Here is a 14,996-nt window from a genome sequence, read left to right as displayed (position 1 = left end):
CGGGCGCCTAGGGGCGGCGCAGGTCCAGGGTGAAGGGATGCTCGGCGTTCATCGTCGGTGCCGCCGCCTGCAGCTTGCCCGGGGTGTGGCCGAAGCGGAAGAAGCGGGCCAGGCGGCGGCTCTCGGCCTCGAAAGCGTTGATGGGGAAGGTTTCGAAATTGCGCCCCCCCGGGTGGGCCACGTGGTACTGGCAACCGCCCAGGGAACGCTGCATCCAGGTATCGACGATGTCGAACACCAGGGGCCCATGGACCCCGATGCCGGGATGCAGGGCCGAGGCCGGCTGCCAGGCCCGGTAGCGCACCCCGGCGACGAACTCGCCGCCCTGGCCGGTGGGCTGCAGGGGCACGGGCACGCCATTACAGGTGAGCACGTAGCGGTCCGGCGCCATGCCGTTCATCTTCACCTGCACCCGCTCCACGGAGGAATCCACATAGCGCACGGTGCCGCCGGGCGCCCCCTCCTCCCCCATCACATGCCAGGGCTCCAGGGCGTGCCGCAGCTCGAACTCCATGCCCTTGACGGCAAAATCGCCGTACTTGGGGAAGCGGAATTCCAGATGCGGCGCGAACCACTCGGCCTGGATCGGGTAGCCGGCTCCCTGCATTTCCTCCATCACGTCGCGGAAGTCCTGCTCCACGAAATGGGGCAGCATGAAGCGGTCGTGCAGCTCGGTACCCCAGCGGGCCAGCCGGGGCGGGTCGTAGGGTTCCTTCCAGAAGCGGGCCACCAGGGAGCGGAGCAAGAGCTGCTGAGTCAGGCTCATGCGGGCGTGGGGCGGCATCTCGAAGGCCCGCAGTTCCAGGAGGCCCAGGCGACCCGTGGGGCCGTCGGGGGAATAGAGCTTGTCGATGCAGAACTCGGAACGGTGGGTGTTGCCGGTCACGTCGATGAGCAGGTTGCGCAGCACCCGGTCCACCAACCAGGGCTGCACATGGGCGCCAGGTTCCGGGATCTGGCGGAAGGCGATTTCCAGTTCGTAGAGGCTGTCGTTCCTGGCCTCGTCCACCCGGGGCGCCTGGCTGGTGGGGCCGATGAACAGGCCCGAGAACAGGTAGGAGAGGCTGGGGTGGTTGTGCCAGTAGGCGATCAGGCTTTTGAGCAGGTCGGGCCGGCGCAGGAAGGGGGAATCCAGGGCCGTCTGCCCCCCCAGGACGAAGTGGTTGCCGCCGCCGGTACCCGTATGCCGGCCATCCACCATGAACTTCTCGGTGGTGAGCCGGGTCTGGTGGGCCGCGTCGTAGAGGTGGGTGGTGCGCTCCACCAGTTCATCCCAGGAATGGGAGGGGTGGATGTTCACCTCGATCACCCCCGGGTCGGGGGTGACGCGGAAGTGGGCCAGACGCGGGTCGGAGGGGGGCTCGTAACCTTCCAGCAGCACCGGCTGCTTGAGCTCCTCGGCGGCGGCCTCCACGGCGGCCAGCAGTTCCAGGTAGTCGTCCAGGGCCTGGGTGGGGGGCATGAAGACGTAGAGCTTGCCGTCCCGGGGCTGGGCGCACATGGCCAGCCGGGTGATCCAGGCGGCGGACTCCTTGGGCAGGGGGGCCCGTTCGGCATCCGCCGCGCCGGTCGCCGCGCCGCCCTTGCCGGAAGCGCCAGCCAGGGCGGCCTTGAGCTGGGCGGCCATGGCGTCACCCCCGGCCCGGACGAACTGGCGGCGGATCTCCGCATGGGAACGCAGGGGCGGGAAAGGCTGGGCCGGGTCGGGCTGGTGCATGTAGGGGTAGTCGGACTTGGCCACCCAGGGCTGGGAATCCAGGGGCAGGCGGTAGCCCATGGGGGAATCCCCGGGGAACAGGTAGCAGCGCTCGTCGCGCAGGAACCAGGGGCCGCTCTGCCACTGGCCAGCGGCGTTCTTCATGACCGGGAACACGTGACCTATGGTCTGCTTCAGCCCCTGCTCGAAGACCTTGCGCAGGCGCTCCCGCTCCAGGGGGTCATCCACCCGGGAGTCGAAGGGGTCCACGTTGGCCGGCAGGCGGCGTTCCCGCCACAGGTAATAGAACACGTCCTCGAAGGTGGGGAAAACATGCTTGGGGTCCAGACCCAGGTTTTCCGCCACCCGGGCCAGGAACTGCAGGCTGTGCAGTTCGGTGACCCCGTAATCGAGCTTTTCGTTGGCGTACAGGCTGGGGTTACGCCACAGGGGCTCCCCGTCCCGGCGCCAGAAGCAGTTGAGGCTCCAGCGGGGCAGTTGCTCCCCCGGGTACCACTTGCCCTGGCCGAAGTGCATCAGCCCCTGGGGGGCGTACTTGTCGCGCAGCTTGTGAAACAGCTCGGCGGCCAGGATGCGCTTTTGCGGCCCCAGGGCGTCGGTGTTCCACTCGGCCCCGTCCGGGTCGTCCACGGAGACGAAGGTGGGCTCCCCCCCCATGGTGAGGCGCACGTCCATGGCCGAGAGGTCCCCGTCCACCCGGTGGCCCAGGGCCTCGATCCGGGCCCACTCTTCCTCGGTGTAGGGCTTGGTGACCCGGGGCGCTTCCCAGATGCGGGTCACATTCATGGTGTGGCCGAATTCACATTCGCACTGGTCCACCGCCCCGGTGATGGGTGCCGCAGAAGAAGGTTCCGGGGTGCAGGCCAGGGGGATGTGCCCCTCGCCGGCAAAGAGGCCGGAAGTGGGGTCCAGCCCCACCCAGCCGGCGCCGGGCAGGTATACCTCGCACCAGGCGTGCAGGTCGGTGAAGTCGGCCTCGGGGCCCGAAGGGCCGTCCAGGCTCTTCACGTCAGCGGTGAGCTGGATCAGGTAGCCGGACACGAAGCGGGCCGCCAGGCCCAGGTGGCGCAGGAGCTGCACCAGCAGCCAGGCGGAATCCCGACAGGAACCGGAGCCTTTTTCCAGGGTTTCCTCCGGGGTCTGCACCCCGGGCTCCAGGCGGATGGTGTAGGCAACGCTCTGCTGCACCTTCTGGTTCAGGACCACCAGGAAATCCACGCTCGGGGTGGGCGCCCGGGAGACGGAATCCAGGTAGGCCTGGAAGCGCGGGCCGCAATCGGGCTCGCTGCGCTGGTAGAGGTAGGGGGCCAGCTCGTGGCGCTGCCAGGCCTCGTAGGCGAAGGGAATCTTCTCGGCGTAGGGCTCCAGAAAGAAGTCGAAGGGGTTGATCACCGACATCTCGGCCACCAGGTCCACCTCCACCCGGAATTCCCGGGTGGGCTCGGGGAACACCAGCCGGGCCAGCCAGTTGGACTGGGGATCCTGCTGCCAGTTGATGAAGTGGGTCTCCGGCGTGACCTTGAGGCTGTAGGACAGGATCCGGGTGCGGGAATGGGGACAGGGCCGCAGGCGGATCACCTGGGGTCCCAGGTTCACCAGCCTGTCGTAGCTGTAGTGGGTGACGTGATTGAGGGCGACGTGAATGGACACAGGAACTCCCTAAGCGCGGTGAATGATGGAGGACGTCACTTGAAATGCTTCCAGTCCGGGTCGGGCAACTCGGCGAAGGCCTGGCGCAGGCTCTGGCCCCACTGGGAATGGATGTGGTTGAAGTAGGCGTTGTCCTGGTCGATGACGTGATGGTGGCCGATCTTCAGGGCATCCCGCTCGTAGATCAGCAGGTCCAGGGGCAGGCCCACGGAGAGGTTGGAACGGATGGTGGAATCCATGGAAATCAGGGCGCACTTGGCCGCCTCGTCCAGGCCGGTCTTGCGGCTCACCACCCGGTCGATGATGGGTTTGCCGTACTTGGACTCGCCGATCTGGAAATAAGGGGTCTCCTTGGTGGCCTCGATGAAGTTGCCGGCCGCGTAGATCATGAACACCCGGGGCTCCTCCCCCTTGATCTGCCCCCCCAGGACGATGGAAGCGTTGAATTCGATGCCGAAGTCCTTGAGGGCAGCCGCATCCCGATTGTGGATCTCGCGCAGGCAGTCGCCCACGTGCCGGGCCGCCTCAAACATGTTCTTGACCTTGTGCAGGTTGGGGCCCTTCTTGATTTCCAGCTTCTCCCGCAGCAGGTTCACCACCGACTGGCTGATGGAGAGGTTACCGGCCGTCATCAGCACCAGGACCCGATCCCCTTCCTTCTGGAAAAAATGCATCTTCCTGAAGCTGTTGATGTGATCCACCCCGGCATTGGTGCGGGAATCGGAGAGGAACACCAGGCCTGCGTCCAGGCGCATGGCAACGCAATAGGTCATGCGGCCTCCTGCGTCTGCGTGGACACCGGCACGAGGAAGTCGCGGCTGATGCCGTTGCCCAGGTCGTAGATGCGGTCCATGAAGTCGGTCAGGTATTCGTGCAGGCCGTGCTCCAGGATGTCCTCGATGCGGGCATAGCGGATTTCGCAGAACAGCTGCCCGGCCCGGCGCAGGGTTTCCCCGGACTGGTCATTGGCCACCAGCTCCAGGTTCTTCACCACGCCCTTCAGGCAGAAGAGCAGGGAGCGGGGCATGTCCGGCTGCAGGATCAGGAGTTCCGCCACCCGGTCCGGATTGATCACGGCCCGGTAGGTCTTGCGGTACACCTCGAAGGCGGACACGGAGCGCAGCAGGGCGCCCCACTGGTAGAAGTCGCTGGTGCCCTCCTCCTCCTTGGGTTTGAGCACGTGGTACTTGACGTCCAGAATGCGCGCCGTGTTGTCGGCCCGTTCCAGCAGGGTCCCCAGGCGGATGAAGTTGTAGGCCTCGTCCTGGAGCATGGTGCCGATGGTGACCCCCCGGATCAGGGAGGACTTGATCTTGACCCACTCGAAGAAATCCCCGGGGCCGTTGGCGGTGAGCTGCTCATAGCTCTGGGCCCGCAGTTCCAGCCAGGTGGAGTTCAGGGTTTCCCACATCTCTGCGGTGATGGTGCCACGCACCGCGTGGGCATTCTCCCGGCCCATGCGCAGGCAGGAAAAGAGGGAGGCGGGATTGTCCGGGTCGCTCACCATGAAGCGCAGCACGTTGTCGGCATTCACCTCGCTGTACTTGCGGGCGAAGGCTTCCTCCAGGCTGTTCAGGACGATCACGGCATACCAGTTCTGGTTGGCGGCCTCCAGGGACTGGGGCACCATGGACATCTGCCAGGTCACATCCAGCAGGCGGGCAAGATTCTCGGCCCGCTCAATGTAGCGGGACATCCAGAACAGGTGGTCAGCGGTACGGCTCAGCATGTTGTTCTCCTCTTGGTGAGTGGAGAGTTGGGAGTGGTGAGTCGAGAGAATCCCCCTCGTCTCACCACTTCCAATCCCTGAACACTCGCGACTTCTCTTGAAAGCTTTAGTGAGTAGAGAGTGATGAGTCGAGAGCAAAACCCGGGGGCTCCTCTCTCCACTCTCGACCCACCACTCTCAACTCAATCTTCCAGCACCCAGGTGTCCTTGGTGCCGCCGCCCTGGGATGAATTCACCACCAGGGAACCTTCGCGCAGGGCCACCCGGGTCAGACCGCCGGGGACCATCTGGATGCCGTTGCCCGAGAGCACGAAGGGACGCAGGTCCAGGTGCCGGGGGGCGACGCCGCTCTCGACGAAGGTGGGACAGTTGGACAAGGCCAGGGTGGGCTGGGCGATGTAGCCCTCGGGCTTGGCCTCCAGCAACTGGCGGAAATGCTCGATCTCGGCCTTTGTGGCGGCAGGCCCCACCAACATGCCGTAGCCGCCGGCCCCGTGCACTTCCTTGACCACCAGTTCGGGCAGGTGAGCGAGCACGTACTTAAGGTCCTCGGGCTTCCTGCACATGTAGGTGGGCACGTTGTTGAGGATGGGTTCCTCGCCCAGGTAGAAGCGGATCATCTCCGGCACGTAGGGGTAGATGGACTTGTCATCCGCCACCCCGGTGCCGATGGCGTTGGCCAGGGTCACCCGGCCCGCCTTGTAGGCCCGGAGCAGGCCCGGCACCCCGAGCATGGAATCGGCCCGGAAGGCTTCCGGGTCAAGGAAGTCGTCATCCACCCGGCGGTAGATCACGTCCACCCGCTTCGGCCCCTGGGTGGTGCGCATGTAGACCGTGTCGTCCTTGACGAACAGGTCCCGGCCTTCCACCAGCTCGACGCCCATCTGCTGGGCCAGGAAGGTGTGTTCGAAATAGGCGCTGTTGTAAGCGCCCGGGGTCAGCACCACGCAGGTGGGATCGGTCACCCCCAGGGGCGCCACGGCGCGCAGATTGTCCAGCAGCAGGTCCGGGTAGTGCTGCACCGGCGCCACCTTGTGCCGGGCGAAGAGCTCCGGGAAGAGGCGCATCATCATCTTCCGGTCCTCGATCATGTAGGAGACCCCGGACGGCACCCGCAGGTTGTCCTCCAGCACGTAGAACTCCCCTGCCCCGGCGCGCACCACGTCCACCCCGGCGATGTGGGCGTAGATCTGTCCGGGCACATCCACCCCCTGCATCTCGGGCCGGTACTGGCCGTTGTTCAGCACCTGCTCGGCGGGCAGACGCCCGGCCTTGAGGATTTCCTGGTCATGGTAGATGTCGTGCAGGAAGGCGTTCAGGGCCTTGACCCGCTGCCGCAGGCCGGCCGCCATGCCGCTCCACTCGGCGGCGGGAATGATGCGGGGAATGATGTCGAAGGGGATCAGCCGTTCCTTGCCGGCCTCCTCCCCATAGACGGCAAAGGTGATGCCCACCCGCCGGAAGGCCAGGTCAGCCTCGGCGCGTTTTCTCGCAATACGTTCGGGAGAGGTGGTTTCCAGCCAGTGGGAATAAGGACGGTAGTGGGGCCGGACACTGCCGTCGGCGTCGTGCATTTCGTTGTAGTAGGCCATGGACGTTCTCGTTTTGGGAAGCGAACACAAGGACTACAGCATGCACCATGCCAGCCTGTACAAATGTTTAAAATTCAATAATTTACAAACAATCCTGGATTACCACCAGCCACCGCCCCCGGGAAACGCACAGAACTGGTGCAGGCAAACCCGTCCGGATCGGCCATGCACCAGAACGGCACAGTCCTCAGCCCTGCTTGAAGCGGAAGTAGGCGATCAGCTCCCGCAGTTCGTCGGCCACCTGGGTCAGGCCCACGGTACGCTGGTGGGCACTCTGCAGATGCCCCACGTTGCCCTCGATGCCGTTCAGGATGCGGGCCAGATGGTTGGCGATGTCGTCCGTGGCCTGGGACTCCTCGGCGGCGGCCTGGGCGATGTGCTGGGACATGACGCTCATGGCATCGCAACGTTCGGATACCTGGGCCAGGCCCGCGTCGGAGCGGTCCATGGCCTGGTCCGCGTCACCTACCTGGGCCCCCGCCTGCTCCATGGCCGTCAGGGCCTCCTGGGTCACGGCCTGGATGTCCGCCACGGTGCGGCTGATCTCGCTGGTCTGGCTGCCGGCCCGCTCGGCCAGCTTCCTCACCTCATCGGCCACCACGGCAAAGCCGCGCCCGGCCTCCCCGGCCCGGGCCGCCTCAATGGCGGCGTTCAGGGCCAGCAGGTTGGTCTGCTCGGAAATCTCCCGGATGCCCCGGGATACCGCACCAATCTGGTGGATGGAATCGAACAGCTGATGCATGGTCTGGCTGGCCCGCTGCACCGTCTCCACCACCTGGCGGGAGGCGGCACGGCCATCGCGCATGCGCGCCATGGCCTCGGCCAGGACCCGGCGGGATTCGTCCACCGCCGTGGCCGTATCCCCGGCCCCGGCCGCCACCTGTCGGGCAGCGGTGCTCAGTTCCTCCACATTGGCGGCGATATGGGCCACGGATTCGGACTGCTGGGTGGACTCCCCATGGATGGTGCCCATCTCCCCTTCCAGCTGGCTGGCGTCCCCCTTGACCCGCTGGGACGCCTCGGCGATTTCCGCCAGCATCACCTTCAGGTGGGCCTGCATGGTGATCATGGCGTGGTACATGCGCCCCAGCTCGTCCCGGCGGTGATTGGGAATCCGGTCGGTCAGGTCCCCCTGGGCGATGTGGTCCATGAGCCGGGTGGCCTGCTCCACCCCCGCCAGGGTCTGGCGCTGCCAGCGGACCAGCAGCATGCCCGCGAGTATGCCGGAGAGCCCCAGCCCGTGCCCGACCCAGGTGGCCAGGCTGCTGCTGCCTCCAAAAAGGCCGAGGAAGTTGGAAGAGAGCTGCAGCAGGACCAGGAGCACCGCCAGACCGATCAGCTTGGTGCGCAGGGAAAGCTGGGGACGCGGCGCCGGCAGGCTGCGGCCGCTGCCATTGAGCTGGGCATACAGCTGCTCGGCCTGGCGGACCTGCTCCCGGCTGGGGGCGGTGCGCACCGACATGTAGCCGGTGGTCTGATCGTTCTTGCGCACCGGTACCACCAGGGCATCCACCCAATAGTGATCGCCGTTCTTGCAACGGTTCTTGACGATACCCTGCCAGGGCAGCCCGGCATTCACGGTGGCCCACAGATCGGCAAAAGCCTGGGGCGGCATGTCCGGATGGCGCACCACGTTGTGGTTGTGCCCCACCAGTTCCTCCCGGCCAAAGCCGCTCAGCTCAACGAAGGTATCGTTGGCATAGGTCATCGTCCCCTTCAGATCGGTCTTGGAAACGATGTAGCGCCCTGCTGGAAATGGGATTTCCTTCTGGGTGACGGGCAAATTCTTTTTCACAACCAACCCTCCCTGATTACGCCGTTCGACATAGCGCGAACATCATAGCGTAGGGAGTGCATATTTCGTGCCCATGAAAAACGGCGCCCATAGGCGCCGTTTATGCAGGTCAAAAAACCTGGTGGATTACAGGCGTTCGTAGATGGTGGTGATCCCTTGACCGCCGCCGATACACATGGTGGCCATGCCGTAACGGGCACCACGACGGTGCATTTCATGGAGCAGCTTGGTGACGATGACGCTGCCGGTGGCGCCGACCGGGTGACCGATGGCGATGGCACCACCGTTCACGTTGGTCTTGGCGGGATCCAGGCCCAGGCCCTTGGCCACGGCGATGGACTGGGCGGCAAAGGCTTCGTTGGATTCGATCACGTCCATCTGGTCCAGGGTCAGGCCAGCCTTCTGCAGGGCCAGCTTGGAAGACGGGATCGGACCTTCGCCCATGACATCGTTGGGCACCCCGGCGATGGCGTAGGACACCAGGCGGGCCATGGGCTTGTAGCCGGCCGCAGCAGCCTTGGCAGCATCGGCCAGCACCAGGAAGGCAGCGGCGTCATTGATGCCTGAAGCGTTGCCGGCAGTGACGGAACCGTCCTTCTTGAAGGCCGGCTTCATCTTGGCCAGGGACTCCAGGGTGGTGTCGGGCTTCAGGTGCTCGTCGGTGTCGAACACCACGTCGCCCTTACGGGTCTGGAAGGTGATGGGCACGATCTGGCCCTTGAAGTAACCGGCTTCCCGGGCAGCGGCGGCGCGTTTCTGGGATTCCAGGGCGAAGGCGTCCTGCTCTTCGCGGCTGATGCCCCACTTGGTGGCCAGGTTTTCAGCGGTGATGCCCATGTGGCCGACACCGAAGGGGTCGGTCAGCACGGACACCATGGCGTCGATGGCCTTGGTGTCGCCCATGCGGGCACCGGCACGCAGGGCGGGCAGCAGGTAGGCACCCCGGGACATGACTTCCACGCCACCGGCCACGGCGAAGTCGGCATCACCCAGCATGATGGCCTGGGCGGAAGAGACGATGGCCTGCTGGGCGGAGCCGCACAGGCGGTTCACCGCGAAAGCCACGGAGTCCATGCTCATGCCGCCCTGGATGGTGGCCACCCGGGCCACGTAGGGATAGCGGGACTCGGTGGGGATGCAGTTACCCACGGTCGCAAAGGTCACTTGCTTGGGATCGACACCGGCGCGGGCGATGGCTTCCTTGACCACCACACCACCCAGCTCGGCAGGTTCCATGTCCTTCAGGGAACCATTGAAGGCACCGACGGCGGAACGAACAGCACTCAGAACAACGATATCCTTACTCATGCACATCTCCTCTTCTAAGAATCAGCGGCCCACCAGACTGGCAAGCCCAAGCAAAAACAACATCAGCAACCATAGCACGATGGCACGCCAGACCAAGCCCACCGCACTTTGCATGAAATCCGCGTCAGCCGCTTCGCCGACACCCAGCTCGCCACTTTCGGCGAGGGCTTCAGCCTCGATGTCGGGAACACCGAGACGGACCCCCAGGGCGCCGGCCCCGCTGGCCAGGACGATGCCCAGTTCGGGATCATCCCAGCGGGACGACTGATTACGCCAGCAATAGACAGCATCCTCGAAATTGCCCACCACCGCAAATGCAGCAGCGCTGGCGCGGACCGGCAACCAGTCCACGATAGCGAACAATTGTTGCGAGAATTTGCCAAACTCCCCACCCGCCCCGTGCTGGCGCCAGTGTTCCGCCAGGATGTGGGAAAAGCGGTAGAGCAGGGCTCCCAGGGGACCGGGCAGCAGCACGAACCAGAGCAGGACGGCAAACACATGGCGATGGGAAGCGGCCAGGGCCGTTTCTATGGCCAGCCGGGCGATGTCGCTGGGGCCGTGGGGCGCCACCGCCTCGCCCCGCCACTCGGCCAGGATGCTCCTGGCCCGTTCCAGGTCCCCCAGGCGCAGGGCGAGCTGGATGTCGGTATAGAAATGGCTGAACTGGCGGAAGCCCATGGTGGCGTACAGCACCAGCACATTGAGCACCAGGGCCAGCAGGGGGCTGACCCAGTACAGCAGGGCGTAGGCCCCGGCCACCAGGGCCAGGGGCGGCAGGACCGCCAGGCACCAGCCCAGGATGCCCTGGCGGTAGCTGCCGGCATTGAAGCGGCGCTCCAGGAAATCCGCCCAGGCATGGAAGGGACGCAGCACCCAGCGGGCATAGTCCAGGGGGCGCAGCTGTTCGAGCAGGAAGACGACGATGAGGGAAAAGAGGCTCATCAGGACAGTTCAACCCGTCAGGTGATGGAAAGACTCCATCATAACGCCAGGAAAGGCCGGGCTCATAGGCCACCCGGGGTCTGCAGCCGGCGCCAGAGGGACTGGATCATGCCGGCGGTGGCGCCCCAGATGCGGCGCTCCCCGTAGGGCATCACCGTGTATTCCCGCAGGGCGCCCCGGTAGTGCATACGCTCCCGGTGGTGATTGGCCGGGTCCAGCAGGAAGCTCAGGGGCACTTCAAAGGCCTCGGCCACCTCGAACGCATCCAGGCTCAGGTCAAAGGGCGGCGGCAGCAGCGCCACCACGGGAAAGACATGAAAGCCGGTGCCGGTGCGGTAGGTGGGCAGGTAGCCCAGGATGCGCGGCAGGCCCGGGTCCAGGCCGATCTCCTCCTGGGCCTCGCGCAGGGCCGTATGGGCGGGGGAGGCATCCTCCGGCTCCACCCGGCCGCCGGGAAAGCTGATCTGCCCCGGATGGTCGCGCAGATGGTCGGTGCGGCGGGTGAGCAAGAGCTGGTAGCCCTCGGGACGGGGCACCAGGGGTACCAGGACGGCGGCGGGCGTCAGCCCCTCGAAACCGGCGCCCTGATCCCCTTCCGAAGGCACGGACTCCGGCGCTGCCAGCAGGCAGGCCTGCAGATGCTGCAGATCCATGGCTCAGGCGCGCTTGCCGTCGGCCGGCTCCATATGGGCATGCACAGCCGCCAGGGCGTCCTGCAGGGTTTCCTCGTTCAAGGCATTCAGGGTGGTGGCCACCAGGTCGGCGGACTCCACGGCTCCCACGGGCAGACGGCGGGAATCCAGGCTGGCAATCAGGGCTGCGGCCGCCCCCGTCACCCGCAGCAGCAACTGCCGTTCCTCCATGAGCATTTCCAGTTCCTGGCGCAGCATGGTGGCTTCCTGTTGGTGGGGCATCTTCTCTCTCCTGTTGTTCTTTTATGGGTTTGTTGCGGCACTCGGCAACGGCGCTCAGAAGCGCTTTTTCAGGGTCAGGGTATCACCTTCCCGCTGCATGTCGGTCCGGTTGAGGAAACTCATCCCCAGCAGGGCGAAGGGCATTTCCTGGGAATGGACCACCCCATCCACGTTATGCATGACGATGTCGCCCACCTTGACGGTGGCCAGCTTGACCCGGTGCACCACGGTCTGGCCATTGGCGGTCTGGGACACGCCCCGCTCCGCCTTGCTCAGATCCAGCCCCATGCGCTTGGCGTCGCCGGCCCCCAGGGAAATGGAGGTGGCGCCCGTATCCACCAGGAAGCGGATGGTGAAGCCGTTGATGCTGCCGGTAGTCTGGAAATGCCCCTGGCTGTCGGAGGTGAGCACCAGGGAGCTGTTGCCGCTGGAGGCCTCTCCCACCGCATTCTGGCCTACCCGCAGGGAGCGGCGCTTGCCCTCGATCTCCACCTGGACACTGTCGCCCTGGACCGCCAGCAGCTTGACGCCGCCATACTCCTGGCCCACGGCCAGGGTGCGCGGCGAACTGCCGTCGATCACCAGGATGGCCTTGCTGCCCAACACCCCGGCCAAGCCCACGTTGGTGGCCCCGGCCAGTCCCGACCACAGCCCCAAAAGCAGCAGGCAGGCTCTACAATCGAGCCTCCCCAACCTGCCTGGATTCACTGCCATGCGCCCTGTTGCCATTTTTCGCCACTCCCCTACTGAAGGTCCCGGCTATTTTGCCATATTCCTGGAAAGCCACCGGATCCCCTGGACCCTGATTGCCCTGGACGAAGGCGCCCCGGTGCCGGCCAGTGCCGAAGCTTACAGCGGCCTGTGTTTCATGGGCGGTCCCATGAGCGTCAACGACGACCTGCCCTGGATTTCCCCGGTCTGCGCCCTGATCCAGGATGCGGTCGAGAAGAACATTCCCGTCCTCGGGCACTGCCTGGGAGGTCAGCTGATGAGCAAGGCCCTGGGGGGCCAGGTGACCCGGAACCCGGTCAAGGAGATCGGCTGGGCCAGTGCCAGGGGCCATGACGATGCCGTGAGCCGCCACTGGCTCGGTGATTTTGCCGACCGGGAGCTGACCGTGTTCCAGTGGCACGGGGAAACCTTCAGCATTCCCCCGGGCGCCACCCGCCTGGTGGGCAATGAATACTGCGCCAACCAGATGTTCGCCCTGGGGCCCCACCTGGGCATGCAGTGCCACACGGAAATGCTGCCCGAGATGATCGCCTGCTGGTGCGACCAGTGGGCCGAGGAAGCCGCCGCCGTGGCCCACCTGCCTTCGGTGGACAGCCCCGAAACCATGCAGACCGGCATTCCCGCCCGCCTGCCGGTGATGCGCCAGCTGGCCGACCAGCTCTACGGCGTCTGGGTCCAGGGTCTGGCGCGCTGATGTTCCGCAAATTCCGCATCCTGATCCTGCTGTTCATCCTGGCGACGGTGGGCCTGGAGGCCTGGCGGTCCCATGACCGGACCACCGGCTGGGACAGGACGGTGAACATCGGCATTTACCCCATCGCCGCCGACGATTCCCCTGCCACGGCCCAGTACCTCAGGAATCTCGATCCGGACAGTTTCAAGGAAATCAAGCAGTGGCTGCAGGAACAGGCCGGGGACTACGGTCAGGGCCGGCACGAGGTGGCCGACATCTGGCTGGCCCCCACGATTCAGGAAAAACCGCCCCTGCCGCCCCTACCGGCCAGCATGCTGGAAGCCATGCTCTGGAGCCTCAAGCTGCGCTGGTGGGCCAGCGATTACAGCCACATCGGCAAGATGAAGCCCCTGATCCGCTTGTTCGTGCTCTACCACGACCCCAACCGCACCCCTGCCCTGCCCCACTCCACCGGCCTGGAGAAAGGCAAGATCGCCATCATCCACGCCTTTGCCAGCCGCCAGCAGCACCGGCAGAACGCGGTGATCATCAGCCACGAACTGCTGCACACCTTCGGCGCCACGGACAAGTACGACATGGCCACCCTGCAGCCCCGCTATCCGGATGGCTACGCGGAGCCGGAGCAAAACCCCCTGTATCCCCAGCAACAGGCGGAAATCATGGGCGGACGTACCCCCACCAGCCCCAGCCAGGCCGAGATCCCCGATGGCCTCTGGCAAACCATGATCGGCCCCATGACCGCCCGTGAAATCGGGCTGCTCAATACAAAAAAATAGGCGCCCCTGGAGGCGCCTCGAGTCGGGGAGCAAGTGCGGCTCAGTCCCGGTAATTGCCGTCCTTGATGGGGAAATCGGTGATCTGGCTACGCACCAGGGTGATGGCCTCGCGCAGTTCATCGATCTTCTTGCCGCTCACCCGCACCGCATCGCCCTGGATGGAGGCCTGGGCCTTGAGCTTGGCGTCCTTGATGAGCTTGACGATCTTCTTGGCCAGATCGCTGTCGATCCCGTCGCGGATCTTCATTTCCTGCTTCACCTTGTTGCCGGAAACGCTCTGGAGCTTCTGGACGTCCAGGCGCTTGACGCTGTCTTTCTCCTTCTTCTCCATGGCCGGGAAAAGCAGGTCCTTGATCTGGTCGAGCTGGAATTCGGAATCCCCGTGCAGGGTGATGGTCTTGTTCTTCTCGTCGATTTCCACCTTGGCGGCGGTGCCCTTGAAGTCGTAGCGGTTGTCGATCTGGCGCGCCGCCACGTCCACGGCGTTCTTCAGGGCCACCATGTCGGCTTCGGAAGTGAAGTCAAAGGAAGGCATGGTCAATCTCCAATCTCATTGCATGAAAAAAGGCGGCCGCGGACCGATGCCGCGCCGCCCCGGTCCTGGCAGGAAATCAGCCGAAATAGCAAACGTAGTGGTAGGGCTCGCCCGTCACTTCGATGTCGAAGCTGGAATTGCCCGGCACATTGAAAGACTCGCCGGCACCGGAGGTCTTCCACTCGCTTTCACCCTTCAAGCGGTAGCGGCAGGCACCGGCCACGGTCTCCATGATTTCAGGCTCGCCGGTATTGAAGGTCAGACTGGCGGGCAGGATCACGCCCACGGTCTTCTTGGAGCCGTCGGCGAAGATCACGGTGTGGCTGACGCACTTGCCGTCGAAATAGACATTGGCCGCCTTGACCACGGAAACGTTGTCGAACTGAGACATTAGATACCCCAAATTTTCTCGATGATGGATTTGGCGATGAAGCCCACCATGCCGAAGGCCAGGACGAAGAACAGGACGAAGGTCCCGGTCTTGCCCGCCTTCGACTTCCAGGCAATCTCGCCGATGATGAAGAGCATGAACAGGATGAAGGCACCAATACCCCAGGTTGCCCCGAAGTGACCAATCTGCTCTTCGGTGAACCCGAACAGGGTGCCTTCCAT

At 65.0% G+C, this 14,996-nt stretch carries 15 protein-coding genes; 2 read left to right on the top strand and 13 right to left on the bottom strand.

Annotation, left to right across the window (positions count from 1 at the left end; genetic code table 11):
• Nucleotides 1–7 precede the first annotated feature (7 nt).
• The 10 genes from G474_RS0112170 to G474_RS0112125 all read right to left on the bottom strand — a co-directional run bounded on the left by G474_RS0112170 (nucleotide 8) and on the right by G474_RS0112125 (nucleotide 12,361).
• Nucleotides 8–3,367 carry a transglutaminase family protein gene (locus tag G474_RS0112170; protein WP_026687218.1) on the bottom strand — a complete coding sequence of 1,120 codons (3,360 nt, stop codon included), beginning with the start codon at nucleotides 3,365–3,367 and terminating at the stop codon, nucleotides 8–10.
• 35 nt (nucleotides 3,368–3,402) lie between these two features.
• Nucleotides 3,403–4,140: a proteasome-type protease gene (locus G474_RS0112165; RefSeq protein WP_026687217.1), complete on the bottom strand. Its 738-nt coding sequence runs from the start codon at nucleotides 4,138–4,140 to the stop codon at nucleotides 3,403–3,405.
• Nucleotides 4,137–5,096, bottom strand: coding sequence for an alpha-E domain-containing protein (locus tag G474_RS0112160; RefSeq protein WP_026687216.1), 960 nt, complete (start codon nucleotides 5,094–5,096; stop codon nucleotides 4,137–4,139). Before G474_RS0112160 ends, G474_RS0112165 begins: the two co-directional genes overlap by 4 nt.
• A gap of 182 nt (nucleotides 5,097–5,278) precedes the next feature.
• Entirely contained in the window at nucleotides 5,279–6,688 is a 1,410-nt protein-coding gene (locus G474_RS0112155) for a circularly permuted type 2 ATP-grasp protein (RefSeq protein WP_026687215.1), read from the bottom strand.
• A gap of 187 nt (nucleotides 6,689–6,875) precedes the next feature.
• Nucleotides 6,876–8,483 (bottom strand): methyl-accepting chemotaxis protein, encoded by a 1,608-nt coding sequence (locus G474_RS0112150; RefSeq protein WP_026687214.1) that lies wholly within the window; start codon nucleotides 8,481–8,483, stop codon nucleotides 6,876–6,878.
• Between the two features lie 126 nt (nucleotides 8,484–8,609).
• A complete protein-coding gene (locus G474_RS0112145; protein ID WP_026687213.1) occupies nucleotides 8,610–9,791 on the bottom strand; it encodes an acetyl-CoA C-acyltransferase family protein in 1,182 nt (393 codons plus the stop codon).
• 21 nt (nucleotides 9,792–9,812) lie between these two features.
• Nucleotides 9,813–10,733: a CobD/CbiB family protein gene (locus tag G474_RS0112140; protein WP_026687212.1), complete on the bottom strand. Its 921-nt coding sequence runs from the start codon at nucleotides 10,731–10,733 to the stop codon at nucleotides 9,813–9,815.
• 62 nt (nucleotides 10,734–10,795) lie between these two features.
• Complete coding sequence (locus G474_RS20615) at nucleotides 10,796–11,386, bottom strand: CoA pyrophosphatase (RefSeq protein WP_051282252.1); 591 nt, start codon at nucleotides 11,384–11,386, stop codon at nucleotides 10,796–10,798.
• 3 nt (nucleotides 11,387–11,389) lie between these two features.
• Entirely contained in the window at nucleotides 11,390–11,647 is a 258-nt protein-coding gene (locus G474_RS23430; protein WP_026687211.1) for a hypothetical protein, read from the bottom strand.
• Between the two features lie 54 nt (nucleotides 11,648–11,701).
• Entirely contained in the window at nucleotides 11,702–12,361 is a 660-nt protein-coding gene (locus G474_RS0112125; protein ID WP_026687210.1) for a retropepsin-like aspartic protease family protein, read from the bottom strand.
• On the opposite strand from G474_RS0112125, the gene G474_RS0112120 reads away from it, so the two are divergent.
• Both G474_RS0112120 and G474_RS0112115 read left to right on the top strand, forming a co-directional pair.
• A complete protein-coding gene (locus tag G474_RS0112120) occupies nucleotides 12,360–13,073 on the top strand; it encodes a type 1 glutamine amidotransferase (RefSeq protein ID WP_026687209.1) in 714 nt (237 codons plus the stop codon). The genes G474_RS0112125 and G474_RS0112120 overlap by 2 nt on opposite strands.
• Nucleotides 13,073–13,849, top strand: coding sequence for a hypothetical protein (locus G474_RS0112115; protein WP_026687208.1), 777 nt, complete (start codon nucleotides 13,073–13,075; stop codon nucleotides 13,847–13,849). The genes G474_RS0112120 and G474_RS0112115 overlap by 1 nt, the downstream gene beginning before the upstream one ends.
• Before the next feature lie 40 nt (nucleotides 13,850–13,889).
• Here the strand turns inward: G474_RS0112115 and G474_RS0112110 are convergent, their stop codons facing one another.
• The 3 genes from G474_RS0112110 to G474_RS0112100 all read right to left on the bottom strand — a co-directional run bounded on the left by G474_RS0112110 (nucleotide 13,890) and on the right by G474_RS0112100 (nucleotide 14,996).
• Nucleotides 13,890–14,384 carry a YajQ family cyclic di-GMP-binding protein gene (locus tag G474_RS0112110; RefSeq protein ID WP_026687207.1) on the bottom strand — a complete coding sequence of 165 codons (495 nt, stop codon included), beginning with the start codon at nucleotides 14,382–14,384 and terminating at the stop codon, nucleotides 13,890–13,892.
• A gap of 76 nt (nucleotides 14,385–14,460) precedes the next feature.
• A complete protein-coding gene (gene ppnP / locus G474_RS0112105) occupies nucleotides 14,461–14,775 on the bottom strand; it encodes a pyrimidine/purine nucleoside phosphorylase (protein WP_026687206.1) in 315 nt (104 codons plus the stop codon).
• The gene (locus G474_RS0112100) at nucleotides 14,775–14,996 is read right to left on the bottom strand and encodes a DUF2788 domain-containing protein (protein ID WP_211228110.1); all 222 of its coding nucleotides are present in this window, start codon (nucleotides 14,994–14,996) and stop codon (nucleotides 14,775–14,777) included. The genes ppnP and G474_RS0112100 overlap by 1 nt, the downstream gene beginning before the upstream one ends.

This window comes from Azovibrio restrictus DSM 23866 (genome assembly GCF_000429665.1).
Taxonomy (GTDB): domain Bacteria; phylum Pseudomonadota; class Gammaproteobacteria; order Burkholderiales; family Rhodocyclaceae; genus Azovibrio; species Azovibrio restrictus.
Note: the sequence above shows the minus strand (reverse complement) of the source record. Positions and strands in the feature narration are given on the sequence as shown.